We start from the raw sequence: 17,558 nt of genomic DNA on the forward strand, positions 1-17,558 counted from the left end.
CGTATGACAATCAGACATTTCGCAATCATATCAGCATTAGCGTTGTTTACGGGTATGATGGCAATCCCCAACAGCAATCGTCGTGGCATGGATCAACAATCTTTTTTTTCAGATACCACGATAACAACCGTCACGCCAAACACTAACGAAGTCACAATCCCCGATGGAAGCGTGGTTGACGAGGTGGTATGGGTAGTCGGAGACGAGCCTATTCTTCGATCGGATATAGAAATGATGCGCATGCAAGGCATGGCAGAGGGCGTGAACTGGGGCCGAAACCCAGATTGTGCCATACCAGAGCAAATTGCCGTTCAGAAACTTTTTCTACACCAAGCGTCTATAGACTCGATTGAAGTGACAGAGAATGAGATTTCAAGAGGTATTGAGCAGCAGATCAATAGATGGATAGATGTTGCTGGAGGAAGAGAAAAATTGGAGGAATATCGCAAGAAGACGATAAACGAAATGCGTGCCGAACTGCATGACGATTTCAAAAATCAGTTGCTCATTCAGCAGATGAAGAACAAGATCGTGGAACATGTCAAAGTGTCTCCAGCGGATGTTCGCACCTATTTCCGTTCCTTGCCACAAGACAGCATCCCTTTTGTTCCTATGGAAGTAGAGGTACAACTGCTTGTCAGGACACCACGTGTCAAGCAAGAAGAGATAAACCGGGTGAAAGACCTGCTGCGCAATTACACCGACAGGGTGACCAAAGGCGAGACCACGTTCTCCACGTTGGCGCGTTTATACTCCGAGGATCCTGTCTCGGCGCGGGCTGGTGGTGAGATGGACTACACCGGTCGCGGCTATCTTGATCCCGCTTTTGCTAACGTGGCTTTCAACCTCACCGACCCAAACAAGATTTCCAAGATTGTAGAAACAGAGTTTGGTTACCACATCATTCAACTTATTGACAAGCGTGGCGACAAGATAAAATGCCGGCATATATTGCTCAAACCAAAAGTATCTATGGAGGAAATAGACAAGGCTTCGCACCAAGTAGATTCGATCGCAAACGATATTCGTGCGGGTAAGTTTACTTTTGAGGAGGCCGCCTCATACTTGTCAGAAGACAAGGACACCAGAAACAATCAAGGTTTGATGACCAACAACACGGGCGAATCCATGACCTCGCGATTCCAAATGAGAGAATTGCCCACAGAGGTGGCGCGTGTAGTTGATACGATGAAAGTGGGCGAAATATCCCAACCTTTCCAAATGATCAACAGTAAAGGCAAAACTGTTGTTGCCATAGCCAAACTCAAAAGCAGGACTGACGGGCATCGCGCAACCATAACAGAGGATTTTCAAGTGATGAAAAATGTGGTTTTAAATAAGGAGCGCGAAAAAACCATCAATAATTGGGTATCCGACAAGATTAAGCATACATACGTGCGTATGAGCGACCGCTATAAAAATTGTGACTTTAAGTATAAGGGGTGGATTAAATGACGAGTCGATCCATCTGCCACTTGCGTGCTATTGGGCATAGGATTATCTTTTCGATGGTTCTATGCTTCTTTGTCCTTGGCTTGCTCAACGCAGCAATCCGGAAAGGGAAGCGAAAACCTACCGACGAGCGAGTGCATCTTGTTCATGCAGACGAGTTGAGGTATGACGCCTATGGTCCCAACCCGGATGTTCAAATAGTCAAGGGACATGTAGCCTTCACGCACAAAGGGGCGCGGCTCAATTGTGACAGCGCTTACTTCTACCAAGGCACTAATTCTATGCGCGCCTTTGGCCACGTGCGATTTCGCCAAGGGGATACGCTGTCGCTTACGTGTGACAGAGCGTGGTATAATGGTGAGGAGCAAATGTTGGAAGCGAGGCAAAACGTGGTGCTCAAACATCGAAAACAAACGCTCTATACAGACAGTTTGAATTATGACCGACTTTATGAGTATGCTTATTTTTTCAATGGCGGAAGATTGATAGATGGCAAGACAAAGCTTAGTTCAGACTGGGGCGAATACCATACAGCCACCAGAACGGCTCGGTTTAACCTCGATGTTCAGCTCAAAACGCCCAAAAATTGGATTTCCACGGATACGCTTTACTATGACACAAGAAAGTCGAGAGCGCATGTGGTGGGCATGTATACCACGGATAAAGGCCGAGGCAAGGAGATGCCTTCTATCATAAGGGGAAAAGACAATACCATCACCACAACAGACGGTTATTTTAACACTGCCAAGGACGAGGCCGAGCTGTATGGACGATCCACCGTGGTGAACAAAGAGAAGACTATCACGGCCGATACCCTATATTATAATAGCGAGACTGGCAAAAATCGTGGCAAGGGTAGGGTGATATTTGTTGATGATAAGAATCTCCAAAAGATCACCTGCGAGAAGATGGAATACAATGAGAAAATTGGCCGTGGATATGCCACAAAAAATCTTTTGGTCATGGACTATTCGCGCAAAGACACACTATATATGCACGCCGACACGATGCGGATAGAAACTTTTAATATCAACACAGACTCGGTCTTTCGTAAGGTACACTGCTACAACAAGGTGCGAACGTATAGGGTGGATATCCAGTCTGTGTGCGACTCGCTCGTCTTCAATAGCAAGGATTCGTGCCTCACAATGTATCGCGACCCGATAATTTGGAATGCTGGGCGCCAGCTCCTTGGTGAGGTCGTCAAAGTATTTATGAACGATAGTACGGTGCGTGAGGCACACGTGTTGGGGCAGGCTTTGTCGGTGGAACAACTCCCGGATAGCACCTATTACAACCAAGTGTCCTCAAAAGATATGTATGCCTATTTCGTCAATGGACAAATGCGACGTAGCGATGCCGTCAGAAACGTCAGATCCATCTATTTTCCTATAGACAGCAAAGACAGCACCCTCATAGGACTTAACTATGTGGAGACCGACACCATGAAAATGTACATGTCTCCCAATCGCCAATTGGAGCGTATATGGATGCCCAAGGCGCAAGGCACGCTTTACCCAATGTCGCAGATTCCCCCCACGCGATACAAGCTCGACGTATTTGCTTGGTTCGATTATATGCGACCCAAAGACAAGGACGACGTGTTTATTTGGCGTGCAAAAACACAAGGTAGCGAGCTCAAAAATATTGTTCGCCATGCGGCACCCATACAACAAATTAAGATAGATCAATCACCCACGCCTAAACAGCAAGTAAAACAAGGGGAGGATTAGATATGCCCATGCTCTTCAAAGTGCCTAAACCACGACGTTTTAAACATCCAATGATTTATAGTGACGAGCGTAAAGAACGATTAGCGCGAATAGAAGAGCGCGCGCGGCAAGAGTTGGGCATGTCTTCAAAAGGCACAACTACGAGCGCATCGCGACGCATAAGGTTTGCCACCCAATGGCAATTGCGCCATCAACAGCATGCCAAGTCATCGCATTCAAGTACAGTCTTGCTTCTTTTTTTAATAGCCTTATTCGTTTTATTACTGATAATATTGATAATATGAGTGATGTCATCCATCTTTTACCTGATTCCGTTGCCAATCAGATAGCGGCCGGCGAGGTGATACAACGACCGGCGTCTGTTATCAAGGAGCTGATGGAAAATGCCTTGGACGCTGACGCTAAGACGGTGGATGTGAGCGTGGTGGAGGCTGGTCGCACTTCCATCCAAGTGATAGATGATGGGAAAGGCATGTCCGAAACCGACGCTCGTTTGTCTTTTGAGCGCCACGCCACTTCCAAAATTCGCTTGGCCGACGATCTTTTCAACCTTCGAACAATGGGATTTAGGGGTGAGGCTTTGGCTTCTATCGCTGCCGTGGCACAGGTGCAACTAAAGACGCGCACGTGTAATGAGGAAATAGGAACGCAGCTGTCAATAGCCGGTTCGCGCTTTAAAGATCAGGAACCATGCGCTTGTCCCGTCGGTTCCAATTTCCTCATCGAAAACTTGTTTTACAACGTGCCCGCGCGTAGGAAATTTCTCAAATCGAACAATACCGAGCTCAATCACATCATAACGGCGTTTCAACGTATAGCCCTTGTATATCCAGAGGTGGCTTTCTCGTTAAGAAGCAACAACTCGGAGATGTTCAATCTCAGGGCTGGAGGTTTGCGCCAGCGCATTGTCGATATTTTTGGCAAACGTATCAACCAAGATCTTTTGCCAGTCAACGTTGAGACATCCATGTGTGGTCTCAATGGATTTGTGGGCAAACCCGAGTCTGCTCGCAAAAAAGGGGTACACCAATATTTTTTTGTCAATGGCCGATACATGCGACATCCCTATTTTCACAAGGCTGTCACAACGGCTTTTGACCGGCTCGTGCCTCAAGGTGACCAAGTGTCTTATTTCCTTTATTTTGACGTGGATCCAAAGGATATCGATGTCAACATACATCCCACCAAAACCGAAATAAAATTTGAAAACGAGCAAGCCATCTGGCAAATCGTTCTCGCTGCGGTCAAAGACGCTGTCGGTAGGTTTAACAATGTATCTACGATAGACTTTGATACCGAGGGTAAACCAGACATTCCGGTCTTTAATCCCAATAACCATGCGGAGGCGCCCAAGGTGGAATACAACCCCACTTACAACCCTTTTGACAGTATGCAGGCGCCTTGCTCCTATTCTTCAAAAGACCCCAAACCATCTAAAGGTGATGCCGACCAAATTATACGCTCGCATATTCCAAGCCAATGGGAGCAACTCTATGACGACCTTGACACTGAGGGCGAGCGCCAACATGACACACTGTTTCCCGAAACAGCGACCGAGACAGCTGATAGTCTCATAGCCGAGAAGTCGCCTGCACATTATCAATACAAGGGGCAATACATCATGACCGCTGTCAAATCTGGACTGATGGTCGTAGACCAACATCGTGCGCACATTCGTATCTTGTTCGATCACTATCAGAAACAACTTGCCACGCGAGCTGTGCACGCGCAGAAAATGCTTTTCCCCGATACCATCCAGTTGTCCGTGCAAGAAGACACGCTGTACCAAACCATAGCCGAGGAAGTTTCAGCCATGGGTTTTGAGCTTGCCAATCTTGGAGGCGGCACCTACGCTATCAATGCTATGCCCGAAGGGTTGGAGGGGGTAGATGTGCTATGTTTGCTACACAATATGCTCCAATCAGTGCAAGACAGAGGCGTCGCTGCTAATCAAGAGGTTTACGATACCATCGCGCTGAGCATGGCACGCGCCGCCGCAATACCTTACGGTCAAGTGCTAAGCAATGATGAGATGGAAAATATCATCAACAATTTGTTTGTCTGTTCCAATGTGAACTACACCCCTGATGGAAAAAGCGTGCTATATATCTTAAAACAGAACGATATAGAGCAAATGTTGCGTTAAATTTTAAGCAAAATGGACAATACTTGTATAGAATAAAAATATTTCTTGATTTTTTTATTAAATTTGTGTACAAAAATCGCTTAGATTTAAAAAATATTATTAACTTTGCCCGTGTAATAGTGTGCGATTCAATAAAAACGATATATATTTGATCATTAAAGAATAAAAGATTATGAAAAAACTGTTAATTGCACTGGCTTGCGCCGGTATGTTCACGGGTGCTAATGCTCAAGAGGCAACGCCTCAAAAGAAGTACAGTGTTGCTACCAATTCTTTTTGGAGCAATTGGTTTGTTCAATTAGGTGGTGACTACCATGCATGGTATCCAGACGAGGAGCATGGCCGTTTTGACAAACGCGCAGGTGTCTTCTCTGAAGATCGCCGTACATTTGGCGCTCATGTTGCCATAGGTAAGTGGTTCACTCCCGGTTTGGGACTCCGCACAAAGTTGCAGGCTTGGCAGGGCAAGAAGATTGCTCCTAAGAGCACTGGCGAGCGCGAAACATTCGACATGTGGATCCTGAACGAGCACATCATGTTCAACTTGAGCAACCTCCTCTGTGGCTACAATCCAAATCGTGTTTGGAATGTCATTGCTTTCGCTGGTGGTGGTGTGGCTCGTAACATGAGCGACAACCTCTATGCTATGCAGCTTAGCGCAGGTATCCAGTCTACATGGCGTCTTGGCAAACGTGCCAACTTCTATGTAGAAGCAGGCTGGAACCGTCTTGAGGAAGATTTCTCCTTGTATCAGGGCACTTCTTTGGCAGACACTCGTCTTAACCGCGGATGGGAAGACAAAGACAACGACGTGTATGCCGAGGTTGGTTTGACTTTCAATCTTGGTACCGCCACTTGGGACAAGGTGCCAGATGTTGATGCTATCAAGGCCCTCTCTCAGAGCCAGATAGACGCTCTCAACGCACAGCTCAATGACGCTAATGCAGAGAACGCTCGCCTGAAGAACTTGCTGGCCAACCAGCCTAAGCAGGAAGCACCTAAGGCTGTTAAGGAGTTTGTTACCACTCCGGTATCTGTATTCTTCAACATCAACCGTACCGATATCGCCTCTCAAAAGGATCTTGTAAATGTTGCCGCTATTGCAAAATATGCAAAAGAAAACGGTAATAAGTTGCTCGTAAACGGTTATGCTGATAGCGCTACTGGTACTCCAGAGATTAACCAAAGACTGTCTGAGGGTCGTGCCGCAACTGTTGCTGACGAGCTTGTTAAGATGGGCGTAGACCGTAGCAACATCACAACCGTAGGTCGTGGTGGTGTTGATGAGCTCTCTCCAATCTCATTCAACCGTCGTGCTACAGTTCAGGTTTCTGAGTAACATCATCATTTTCTCCTAATTTTTTGACATAAAGTAATTAGGAGTTCCTAAGAATTACAAATTGAGCGCACCGTTTATCGGTGCGCTCTTTTTTTATTGAGGTGTGCAAGCTATTCGGGCCAAGTATGATAATGATATGACAACTTTTCGTTTACATACTAATCCCATCGTGATTAGATACTAATCCTATCTCGTTTAGATACTAATCCCATCGTGATTAGATACTAATCGCATCTCGTTTAGATACTAATCGCATCTCGTTTAGATACTAATCCCATCGTGATTAGATATTAATCGCATGGCGTTTAGATACTAACCACGTCGTAATTAGATACTAATCCCAAAGACTAACAGACTTTGATATGCTGGTTTTCGGTTTTGACATGCTGCGTTTAACCCCGAAAGGCAAAATCTTTAGCAAGAAAGGCGTTTCTGCTGATTGTTTCCTACTTCTATCTTGACACTTGCTCTGTTACGTTTCTGCATGCCATATCTGTGCAAACTCATGCTAAACACTGATTTTGGCAGGACTGTTTTTCTTGAATTTATTTACAAATTTTTAAATAATGACAATTTAGTTTCAAGACGTTGGTAATCAGATAGAAATAAAATGTGTGGCTTGTACTCTTCCTAAAAATTTATAAGGGGATATAGTCGCTTTTGATAATGTTTTTTGTTAGCGCTAAATCGTGTGGTTCTTGGTGCTCGCATGAATGTATGAATGACAGATTTGTGGAGCGTAATAAGTAATGATTTTTCATGTGGAAATAAAAAAAAGTTGCAAATATTTGGTGGTGCAATATTTTAATTGTATCTTTGCACCCGCAATCCGAGTTACTCGGGCGTTTAGCTCAGCTGGTTTAGAGCATCTGCCTTACAAGCAGAGGGTCGGCGGTTCGAATCCGTCAACGCCCACTTAGGGGTGTTTCCCTGTGGTCTTTCGGGGCTGCGGGGATTTTTTTTTAGAGGGCGTTTAGCTCAGCTGGTTTAGAGCATCTGCCTTACAAGCAGAGGGTCGGCGGTTCGAATCCGTCAACGCCCACCAATTAAAAAGTCTTACGACCACAACGGTTGTGAGACTTTGTCATATAGATGTGAGAGACTTTATGTGAGATATGATGGCATTAACTTATATTTACCAAAGATTTTAAGCCGAACTGCACATCATCTCGAATTTAATTCGTAAATTTGCATACATACAATACTTGTTATAATATATGAATCTTGATGTGTTGACCGCCATCTCGCCTATCGATGGCCGTTATAGAGGAAAAACAGAACCTTTGGCAGACTATTTCTCAGAATTTGCACTTATAAAATATCGTGTGCGTGTAGAAATAGAATATTTCATTACACTTTGTGAGTTGCCGTTGCCACAGCTTGCCAATTTCGACCACCATCTTTTCGATAAATTGCGCGCTATTTACCAACGCTTTGATGAAGTTAATGCACAGCGCGTGAAAGACATTGAGAAAATTACCAACCACGATGTGAAAGCGGTGGAATATTTCATCAAGGAGCAGTTTGATCAAATAGGTGGGCTCGACGACTTTAAAGAATTTATTCATTTCGGACTCACTTCGCAGGATATCAACAACACCAGCGTGCCACTTTCAGTCAAGGAGGCACTTGCTCACGTGTACTATCCTTGTGTGGAAGAACTGATAAGCCAGCTCAAAACTTATGCGGATGAGTGGAAGAATGTCTCTATGTTGGCACGCACGCATGGCCAGCCTGCTTCGCCTACACGTTTGGGCAAAGAGATAATGGTCTATGTTTACAGGCTTACCGAGCAGCTCGACGACCTTAAAAAGGTGAAGTTGACGGCCAAGTTTGGTGGTGCCACAGGCAATTTCAACGCACACCATGTGGCTTATCCGAATATAGACTGGCGCAAATTTGGCAATGATTTTGTGGCCAACAAATTAGGTTTGCAGCGAGAGCAGTGGACAACCCAAATCAGCAACTACGATTTTATGGGTGCCGTGTTTGATGCCATGCGCCGCATCAATACCATCATCATCGATTTGGACCGCGATTTCTGGATGTATATTTCCATGGAGTATTTTAAGCAAAAGATCAAAGCTGGCGAGGTCGGGTCCAGTGCCATGCCACACAAGGTGAACCCAATAGATTACGAAAACAGCGAGGGCAATCTTGGAATGGCCAATGCCGTGTTGCAATTCTTGGCTGCCAAACTGCCAGTAAGCCGTTTGCAAAGAGACTTGACAGACTCTACGGTGCTGCGTAACGTTGGCGTACCATTCGGTCATGGTGTCATTGCTATCAAGAGCACGCTGAAAGGGTTGAGAAAACTCATTCTTAATGAAGACAAGATGGCGCAAGACCTTGAAAACTCATGGGCTGTCGTGGCGGAGGCCATACAGACAGTTTTGCGCCGGGAGGGCTATCCGCATCCGTATGAGGCGTTGAAAGCGTTGACCCGCACCAATGAGAAAATGACCAAGAGGACAATACACGATTTTATACAAACACTGAATGTCAGTGATGAGGTGAAAAAAGAATTGATGGCAATAACGCCAGAAAATTATACAGGTATTTAATTTTACAAAAATAGTATCATTTATTAACCATAGCCGAGAGGCTTAAAATGTTACAACTATGACAGAAGATTTAGAGAACAAGATTCAGGAGCAAAGATCAGAGCAGTATCAAGACAACGAGAGTGGCCGTGAAGGCTATGAGCGCAATTCAGATTATCAGAACGACTATCGTGAAGAAAACTCACGGTCGCAACGGCCGCGCATCCATACTCAGCGGGCCTATAGCAGTGACCGTAACAACAATATGCAAGATCGGGGTGGGTTCCGTCCCGAGGGCTTCGGCGCCAATCTACAATCGGGAAGTGGCGAGCAGGGCCGCCCATCTTACAACAATTATCAGCCGCGTGGTGGCTATCAACCTCGCCAAGGAGGTTATCAATCGCGTGGTTACCAGCAGCGTGAAGGCGGTTATCAGCAGCGTGATGGCGGCTATCAGCAGCGTCCCAATAATTATAACCGTCCGCGTTACAACAATAATGATGGCGGCTATCAACAGCGTGAGGGCTACCAACCACGCGAAGGCTACCAGCCACGCACCGGTGGTTACCGTCCGCGCCAAGGTGGGTACGACCGCCAACAAGGTGGTTATCAACCACGCCAAAGTGGCTACGGTCGTCAGCAAGGTGGCTATCAGCCTCGCCCGGGAGGCTATGGCCGTCAGCAGGGTGGCTACCAGCCACGCCAAGGTGGATACAATCGTTATCAGGGCGGTTATGATAGGCGTCCGGGTGGGTACGTGCCTCGTCAGGGTTATGACCCAGACGCAAAGTATAGCATGAAGAAACGCATAGAGTACAAGGAGGAACATATAGATCCAAACGAGCCGATTAGGCTAAACAGATACTTGGCTAACGCTGGCGTTTGCTCTCGGCGAGAAGCCGACGAGTTCATACAGGCTGGCGTGGTGGCGGTCAATGGTGAGATCGTTACAGAATTGGGCACGAAAGTGTTGCGTAGCGACGAGGTAAAATTCCGTGACCAACTGGTGACTTTGGAGAAAAAAGTGTATGTGTTGCTCAACAAACCCAAAGACTATGTCACCACGAGTGACGACCCTCAACAGCGCAAGACGGTGATGGACTTGGTGAAAGGGGCTTGCCCTGAGCGCATATACCCCGTGGGAAGATTGGACAGAAACACCACGGGAGTGCTTCTTTTGACGAACGATGGCGATTTGGCCAGCAAACTCACACACCCTAAATTCTTGAAGAAAAAAGTTTACCACGTGTTCCTCGATAAAAATGTGCCCGTAGAAGACCTGCAGAAAATAGCAGAGGGTGTCGAATTAGAAGACGGCGAGGTGCATGCTGACGCCATAGAATATGTTGACGAGTGCGAAAAGGCGCAGGTTGGCATTGAGATACACAGCGGTAAAAACCGTATTGTACGCCGTATCTTCGAGGCGTTGGGCTACCGTGTGATCAGACTTGATCGTGTACAGTTTGCCGGGCTGACCAAAAAGAATGTTCGTAGGGGCGACTGGCGGTTCTTGACCGAACAGGAAGTAGACATGTTGAGAAGTGGAATGTACGAATAAAATATTTATGTAAAAAATCGTGATATCGAGAATGTAATATGGCATACTACGTATGTTGGTTTACACTCGATATCCAAATATAATATGGAAAGGCGATTATAGTTTATGAAAAGAACAAAAGTGGTCGATGCGCTGTGCTGCACCGATTTTGGAAAAGATATAACGGTAAAAGGATGGGTTCGGTCACATCGTAGTAGCAAGGCTGTGGATTTTATTGCCGTCAACGATGGCTCTACCATCAAAAATGTACAAGTGGTCATTAATCCCGAAAAGTTTGATGCAGACATGCTGAGGGGCATAACCACCGGAGCTTGTATACGAGCTACCGGAAAATTGGTGGAGAGTCAGGGCAAAGGTCAAACTTCAGAGATCCAAGCAGAAGACATCGAGGTGTATGGATTGTGCCCGAGCGACTATCCCATGCAGAAAAAAGGGCAGAGCTTTGAGTATATGCGCCAATACGGACACATGCGGCTTCGCACCAACACTTTTGGAGCGGTGTTCCGCATTCGCCATAATATGGCTATTGCCATACACAAGTATTTCCATGATCATGGCTTCTATTATTTTCACACGCCAATCATCACGGCCAGCGACGCGGAGGGAGCCGGGGAGATGTTCCAAGTGACCACGCTCGACCTTGACCGTGTGGCTAAAAGTGGTCAAGTGGACTATGACCGGGATTTCTTTGGTAAGAAAACAAGTCTTACGGTAAGTGGACAGCTTGAGGGAGAGCTCGGTGCCACGGCGCTTGGGGCCATCTATACGTTTGGTCCCACCTTTCGTGCCGAGAATAGCAACACGCCCCGGCACTTGGCTGAATTTTGGATGATTGAGCCCGAGGTGGCGTTTATCGACCAAGAAGAGTTGATGGATCTTGAGGAAGATTTTATCAAGTACTGCGTGCGGTGGGCGCTGGACAATTGCAAGGACGACCTTGAGTTCTTGAACAAGATGATAGACAAGTCGCTTATCCAAACTTTGGAGTCGGTAGTTAAGGAAAGCTTCGTGCGCCTCACTTATACGGAGGGTCTCAATATCCTGCAAGAGGCGGTCAACAAAGGCCATAAGTTTGAGTTCCCGGTTACGGAATGGGGCATGGACCTTAGTAGCGAGCACGAGCGTTACCTTGTGGAGGAGCATTTTAAGCGTCCTGTCATTATGACCGACTATCCTGCGGAGATCAAGGCTTTCTACATGAAGAGAAATGCCGATGGCAAGACCATGCAGGGCACCGATGTGCTGTTCCCGCGTATAGGTGAGATTATTGGCGGCTCAGTGCGTGAGGAAAATCTTGATAAACTTGTTCGTGAGATTGAGGATCGTGGCATGGATAAAAACTGCTATAATTGGTACTTGGATACCCGTAAATATGGATCTTGCCCACATGGCGGCTTCGGGTTAGGCTTCGAGCGGCTCATTCTCTTTGTGACGGGAATGCAAAACATTCGTGATGTCATTCCATTCGCAAGAACACCAAGAAATGCAGAGTTTTAATCCCACCTTATTATATATAGCACCCAAAATTCATGGAGATGCGTTTAAAATAATAGATTTTGCGAAAAAAAATATAGAAATACTTGCAAGTTTATTAAAATATGTCTATTTTTGCAGAGTAGTCATAATCCTTTTTATGGGGGAACTATGTCTTATAGAGAATATAAAGCATGTAATATATTAAATAGGTTTAATTTTTTAATTTTAATTTCGTATGAGAAGAAAATTTTTTAGTACGTTGCTTATGGGTCTCCTTGTTTTTGGAGCCATGGGTACTGTTACTTCTTGTAAGGATTATGATGACGACATCAGTGCAAATACTGGGTCCATCAAAAACTTGCAGACTCAGATGACCACTCTTGAGAGTGCTTTGAAGCAGGTAAAAGAAGATGCTCAAAAAGCAGCTGCTACCTATGCTACAAAACAAGATCTCAAGTCTTTGCAGGATCAAATTAAGAATTTGGTGACTGCAGAGAAGTTACAAGAAGCTATCAATGACCTTCAAAAGGTTATCGATGGTAAGGCTGATAAGTCAGAAGTTGAGGCTCTGAAGACTAAAATCGATGGTATCGATGGTCGTTTGAATAAGCTGGGTACAACTTTGAATGAAGCTGAGACCGCTCAAAAGGCAGTGAATGAAAACCTCCAGAACCAAATTGACGCTTTGAAAGCGTTCGAGAATGAGCTTGGCGGTAAGAAAGGCGCAGAGGAACTAAAAGGTCAGGTTGCTAAATTGCAGGAAGACTTGAAAGCTTTGCAGGCTGCATCTGGCAATGCGCAAGCTATTAAGGAACTGAAGGAAACCATGGAGAAAGCTAACAAGGAAGTGGAGAAAACAGTTAAGAATATCAATATCTTGACAGTTTTCGTTAAGCGTAACTTGTCAAGCCTTGTGTTGAAACCAGATACTTACTACGGTGGTATAGAGGCTATCAAGGTGCTTTCTGACTCTGCTGTTATTTATAAAGAAGGCGATGCTTCTCTCACATTCTTTGAGCTTACGGGTGAGGCAAAGATATTGTCTGGCATTGGTACTGCTATGTATCATGTGAATCCTTCGACTGTTGATTTGAGCAATTCGACCATCGGCTTCTATGGCAATGTTGCTGAATTGCTGAAGCCTATGACTGGTCTTGAGACTCGTGCTGGTGCTGATATCGCTACCCCGGAATATGGCAAAACAGACGATTTGTTCAAGGCAGATAAGGACGCTTACAAGGATGGCATTCTCTCCATACCTTTCAGAGCCAACTTTAAGGCTATCGAAGCCAACCTGAAGGCTGGTAACGGTTCTTTCGTAGCTGCTCAGATTTCTAAGGGTGACACTACTGTTACTTCTGACTATGCTTTGATTGCACCGGTGAAGATTTACAACTTGCTTGTTGCAGACAAGTCTTTCAAACAAGCTCCGTTTGTTGACAATATAGGTGCGGCAGTTTCGGGACACCTTCACAAGAAGTTCAAAGAGTATGCAAAAGAGGATACCCGTGCTACACACAGTGTTAAGTACAATGAAAGTATTAATATTTCAGCTCTTCTTGAGACTCACTACACAACCGAAAAAGATCTTGGAACAGATAGTGCTAACGCAACTATTGACGCTGCCAAGGTTCGCAAAATGGAGCCTTCTACATTCAAGGCTTTGGGGTTGAAGTATGTTGTTAAGACTGTTGATTACACACTTGGCTCTAATAAGACCAGTGAAACACATCACATTCAGTTGTCTACAGACGAGAATGGCGATGTGATCGCTACTCCAAGAAACGTATCAAATACTGGTGAAACTATAAAGAATGAGGTTGCTAACGCATCTGCAGTTGGTCGTATGCCTATGTTGGTTATCGAAATTCAAGATGCAGAAGGCACAATTCTTGCCTATGGTTACATGAAGTTGTTAATTACAGATTTGGACGCGGTAGGTCCTCAGGATGTTACTTCTGATCCATTCGCCATGAACGATTACTTCTTCGATTGCAATGGAGCTAAGGATAAATTGACTTGGGCACAGGTTGAATTCCATATTTACAATGACTTGCTGAAGATTTCTAAGAAGAACTTCGACGAGACTTACAAGTTTGTTGCAGGCAAGCAGTTTGTTCCTAAAAAAGATGGTGGTTACAAAGAGGCTACCGCCGACGAAATGCTTGGTACTGTTACGGAACTCCATAACGCTGGTACAGTTGGTGCTCAGACGCATGTTCTTGAGTGGTCATTCGCTCTTGCAGATTATAAGAATGTAAAGACAGCAGCTGCTCCTAAGGAAGGTGTTAGCACCAAGGACGTTACTGTTTATGTTAAGTATGAGAATAAGAAGAATGGTGGTGATGTTTATGTGCCTATGACAATCAAGGCTGGTAAGTTGCACTTCGCAACAGCTAACCTCGACGCTCAAAAGACATTGGCTCAATGGTATAAGTACCAATCATCAGTTAATGCTCCTACAGCCACTGACGCATTCGAGGTTCGCGCCAATGTACCTGTACCAACAGAGGCTGACAATAAGCTCGAAAATACTGAGTTTGTTAAGGATCTCCATGATTATTTCTTGAATGGTAAACTTTCTGCATCTCTGAACAATGCTGAAAAGTTCCCTGAACTGAAAGCGGAGATGGCCGATCCAGCTAACCAGCCTAAGTTCAAGTTCACATTGCCAAAGAAGGGTGTTAATGCTGACTTTAGCGCTAATGCTGCAAACCAGTGGACTGTCAAGGGCTATTCTGGCAATGAATATACTTTGGCTTTGAGCGATGACAATCTGACTATTAAGATTGTTAAGGTCAAGAAAGTCGGTGCAAAAGACCCAGTTGATATTGACAAGAAGCTCGTAGGAATGGATGCTGCTGGTAAAGTTACTTATGTAGAAGGCGAAGAGTCTGATGATATCTTGAACTTCGCATCTCACTCTAAGTTGGGAAGCAAGCAGACTTTCACAGCTTACGTTCAGATTACATTGCCTGAATTGTGCTATGAGCCATACATGCCACAAACATTCTTCAACGTTCGCTTCTTGCGTCCATTGAATCTCTCTGGTGCAGAACCATACGAAATTAAGGATGCTCCTAACGATTGGCAGAAGATTTCATTTGGTAAACTTGTTAGCGTAACAGACTGGCGTGATTACACAGGTCTTGCTGACAACACAAACCTTGGTAAGAATGATGGTAAAAAACAGTTTGACTTCAAGTACTATGGCATCGAATTCATTGCTGATGTTGAAAATGCTTTGACCGACGCTAACCTTGGAACAGCTGCTCGCGACAGTTACAAGAATGATGTTGCTTATCGTAAACAGTGCGTGAATGCTAAAAAGAACATTACGAACTTGCAACTCGTGCAGGATGGTGATTTCGTTAAGTATATGAACAACGGTGGTAACACCGGTACCTATCATATCTTCTTGCCTATCAAGATGAAGTATGTATTTGGAAACTATGATGCTTCACAACAAAAGGCATGGGCTGTGATCACAGTTAAAAATACTGCAGGTAATGCTAAAAAAATTAATTTCTAATTAGAATTTAGAATTGATGTAATAATTGGGGTGTCAATTTCTGGCACCCCTTTTTTAACATGATATAGAATGAGAAAACGCTCTTTTTTATTTAGTCTGTTTGTTTGTTTGCTAAGCTTAACGCTGGTGTCAAGCTGTAAAAACAAGCCTAAGGAACGCAGTTTAAAGGAAATGCAAGATGATTTCATTCGTCCTGCTGAAATGACTTTGGCTAAATCAGACACAGACCAAGTAAAGTCATTAGTTCAACTTTATCTTTCTCATCTTAAACAGGGTGACGTGGATGGAGCTCTTTCAATGTTGTATTATTTGAATAAGGATAGTATTACTAATTTGCCAGCAGACTTGGCTAAGAAAGAAAGAATGACTTTAACAGCTTTCAAAGGTAAGAAAGCATCTGTGGAGGAAATACAATTCCTCAAGGAAACAGACAGCAAGGTTAGATATACTGTTACTCTTTTTGACAAGGCACCCGGTGACAAACGGCCTAATACGATTTCTTTTGTCATTCGTCCTGTTAGAAGAGATGGCAAATGGTATTTGACTTTGGCAGATAGTGCGACAGAAACTCAACAATCTCAACTTGACAATTAAATTTATTATGAAACGGATTAAATCATTATTGGTTGTTTCATTGCTTATGGCTGGAACAGCTGTTTTCGCTCAAAACACAGAGAATGAGTATGTCTTTAAAAAGCATGCGTTCATTAATCTGCAAGGTGGAGCGCAGTACACATTGGGTGAAGCTAAGTTTAAAGATTTGATTTCTCCTAATGTACAGTTTGGTATTGGTTACCAATTTTGTCCTTGGTTTGCCACGAGGTTACAAGCTAATGGATGGCAAAGCATGGGTGGTTATAATGGTATTGATGAAATGGGCAATTTGGCTGGCATCAATACGACATATAAGTTTAACTATGTAGCACCCGGTTTGGATTTCATGTTCAATCTGTCAAACCTTGTTGCAGGATGGAATCCCAAACGTGTTTTTAACCTCACTGCATTTGTAGGTGGCGGTGCTAATGTAGCTTGGAAGAATGACGAGGCCTTGGCGATGGCTAATGCTAACCACATGCGTTACATCTGGGATGGTACCAAGGTGCGTCCTTTTGGTCGTGGCGGTATTGAGATGGCATTTCGTTTAGGCGACGCTGTTCACTTTGTAGTAGAGGGTAACGCCAACATTTTGAACGATAAGTACAACTCTAAGAAGGCAGATAATCCTGATTGGTATTTCAATGCTTTGGCAGGTTTCCGCATTAATCTTGGCAAAACTTATACTAAAAAGGAGACAACACCTGAGCCCGAGCCTGTAGCCGAGCCTGTTCAGGAGAATATTGCTCCAACGCCCGCTCCTGCTCCTACTCCTGAGCCTAAGGTAGAAAAGATTGAGCCATTGCGTCGCGACGTATTCTTCTCTATTAATAAATATGCCATTACTGCAGAAGAGCAGGTTAAGGTAGACGAAATAGTGGCTTACCTTAATAACAATCCTAAGGCCAAGGTTTCTGTTACTGGTTATGCCGATGCTGGAACCGGTAACAATCGCATTAACGATCGTTTGTCAGCTCAGCGTGCCGCGTCTGTTGTCAAAGCTCTTCAAAATAAGGGCATATCGGCAGATCGTATCACCTCTGATTCTAAAGGCTCTCGTGTACAGCCATTTGCCCAGAACGATAAGAACCGTGTGTCAATCATGATAGCCGAGTAATATGCGTGGCATTTTTATCTGACAGTTTGAGGTAGAGCAAATAGATCAATACAAATCGACAAGCTGTC

At 44.7% G+C, this 17,558-nt stretch carries 10 protein-coding genes and 2 tRNA genes; all 12 read left to right on the top strand.

Features of this window, described 5'->3' with window-relative positions:
• Positions 1 to 3: 3 nt before the first annotated feature.
• The 12 genes from C7379_RS03590 (at position 4) to C7379_RS03650 (ending at position 17,490) form a co-directional block, all read left to right on the top strand.
• Complete coding sequence (locus tag C7379_RS03590; protein WP_116616069.1) at positions 4 to 1,455, top strand: peptidylprolyl isomerase; 1,452 nt, start codon at positions 4 to 6, stop codon at positions 1,453 to 1,455.
• A gap of 53 nt (positions 1,456 to 1,508) precedes the next feature.
• Positions 1,509 to 3,185, top strand: coding sequence for an OstA-like protein (locus tag C7379_RS03595; protein WP_116616070.1), 1,677 nt, complete (start codon positions 1,509 to 1,511; stop codon positions 3,183 to 3,185).
• Between the two features lie 280 nt (positions 3,186 to 3,465).
• Positions 3,466 to 5,331, top strand: a complete 1,866-nt coding sequence (gene mutL, locus C7379_RS03600) for a DNA mismatch repair endonuclease MutL (RefSeq protein ID WP_116616129.1) — start codon at positions 3,466 to 3,468, stop codon at positions 5,329 to 5,331.
• A 172-nt stretch (positions 5,332 to 5,503) separates the two neighbouring features.
• Positions 5,504 to 6,670, top strand: a complete 1,167-nt coding sequence (locus tag C7379_RS03605; protein WP_116616071.1) for an OmpA family protein — start codon at positions 5,504 to 5,506, stop codon at positions 6,668 to 6,670.
• 840 nt (positions 6,671 to 7,510) lie between these two features.
• Positions 7,511 to 7,585, top strand: a tRNA-Val gene (locus tag C7379_RS03610).
• A 52-nt stretch (positions 7,586 to 7,637) separates the two neighbouring features.
• Positions 7,638 to 7,715: transfer RNA gene (locus tag C7379_RS03615), tRNA-Val, on the top strand.
• A gap of 172 nt (positions 7,716 to 7,887) precedes the next feature.
• Complete coding sequence (gene purB, locus C7379_RS03620) at positions 7,888 to 9,234, top strand: adenylosuccinate lyase (RefSeq protein WP_116616072.1); 1,347 nt, start codon at positions 7,888 to 7,890, stop codon at positions 9,232 to 9,234.
• A 58-nt stretch (positions 9,235 to 9,292) separates the two neighbouring features.
• Positions 9,293 to 10,771 (top strand): pseudouridine synthase, encoded by a 1,479-nt coding sequence (locus tag C7379_RS03625; protein ID WP_116616073.1) that lies wholly within the window; start codon positions 9,293 to 9,295, stop codon positions 10,769 to 10,771.
• 105 nt (positions 10,772 to 10,876) lie between these two features.
• On the top strand, positions 10,877 to 12,268 hold the full coding sequence (gene asnS / locus C7379_RS03630) for an asparagine--tRNA ligase (RefSeq protein WP_116616074.1): 1,392 nt from the start codon (positions 10,877 to 10,879) through the stop codon (positions 12,266 to 12,268).
• Positions 12,269 to 12,482: 214 nt separating this feature from the next.
• The gene (locus C7379_RS03640; protein ID WP_116616076.1) at positions 12,483 to 15,779 is read left to right on the top strand and encodes a coiled-coil domain-containing protein; all 3,297 of its coding nucleotides are present in this window, start codon (positions 12,483 to 12,485) and stop codon (positions 15,777 to 15,779) included.
• A 69-nt stretch (positions 15,780 to 15,848) separates the two neighbouring features.
• On the top strand, positions 15,849 to 16,373 hold the full coding sequence (locus C7379_RS03645) for a hypothetical protein (protein WP_116616077.1): 525 nt from the start codon (positions 15,849 to 15,851) through the stop codon (positions 16,371 to 16,373).
• Between the two features lie 7 nt (positions 16,374 to 16,380).
• On the top strand, positions 16,381 to 17,490 hold the full coding sequence (locus C7379_RS03650) for an OmpA family protein (protein WP_116616130.1): 1,110 nt from the start codon (positions 16,381 to 16,383) through the stop codon (positions 17,488 to 17,490).
• The last annotated feature ends 68 nt before the right edge of the window (positions 17,491 to 17,558 follow it).

The sequence above is a fragment of the Hallella colorans genome (assembly GCF_003096815.1).
Taxonomy (GTDB): domain Bacteria; phylum Bacteroidota; class Bacteroidia; order Bacteroidales; family Bacteroidaceae; genus Prevotella; species Prevotella colorans.

What these genes read in the sequence shown, in the direction of transcription:
- purB (WP_116616072.1), top strand. Translation starts at nt 7,888, where the DNA reads ATGAATCTTGATGTGTTGACCGCCATCTCGCCTATCGATGGCCGTTAT.
- C7379_RS03590 (WP_116616069.1), top strand. Translation starts at nt 4, where the DNA reads ATGACAATCAGACATTTCGCAATCATATCAGCATTAGCGTTGTTTACG.
- C7379_RS03640 (WP_116616076.1), top strand. Translation starts at nt 12,483, where the DNA reads ATGAGAAGAAAATTTTTTAGTACGTTGCTTATGGGTCTCCTTGTTTTT.
- mutL (WP_116616129.1), top strand. Translation starts at nt 3,466, where the DNA reads ATGAGTGATGTCATCCATCTTTTACCTGATTCCGTTGCCAATCAGATA.
- C7379_RS03645 (WP_116616077.1), top strand. Translation starts at nt 15,849, where the DNA reads ATGAGAAAACGCTCTTTTTTATTTAGTCTGTTTGTTTGTTTGCTAAGC.
- C7379_RS03650 (WP_116616130.1), top strand. Translation starts at nt 16,381, where the DNA reads ATGAAACGGATTAAATCATTATTGGTTGTTTCATTGCTTATGGCTGGA.
- C7379_RS03625 (WP_116616073.1), top strand. Translation starts at nt 9,293, where the DNA reads ATGACAGAAGATTTAGAGAACAAGATTCAGGAGCAAAGATCAGAGCAG.
- C7379_RS03595 (WP_116616070.1), top strand. Translation starts at nt 1,509, where the DNA reads ATGGTTCTATGCTTCTTTGTCCTTGGCTTGCTCAACGCAGCAATCCGG.
- C7379_RS03605 (WP_116616071.1), top strand. Translation starts at nt 5,504, where the DNA reads ATGAAAAAACTGTTAATTGCACTGGCTTGCGCCGGTATGTTCACGGGT.
- asnS (WP_116616074.1), top strand. Translation starts at nt 10,877, where the DNA reads ATGAAAAGAACAAAAGTGGTCGATGCGCTGTGCTGCACCGATTTTGGA.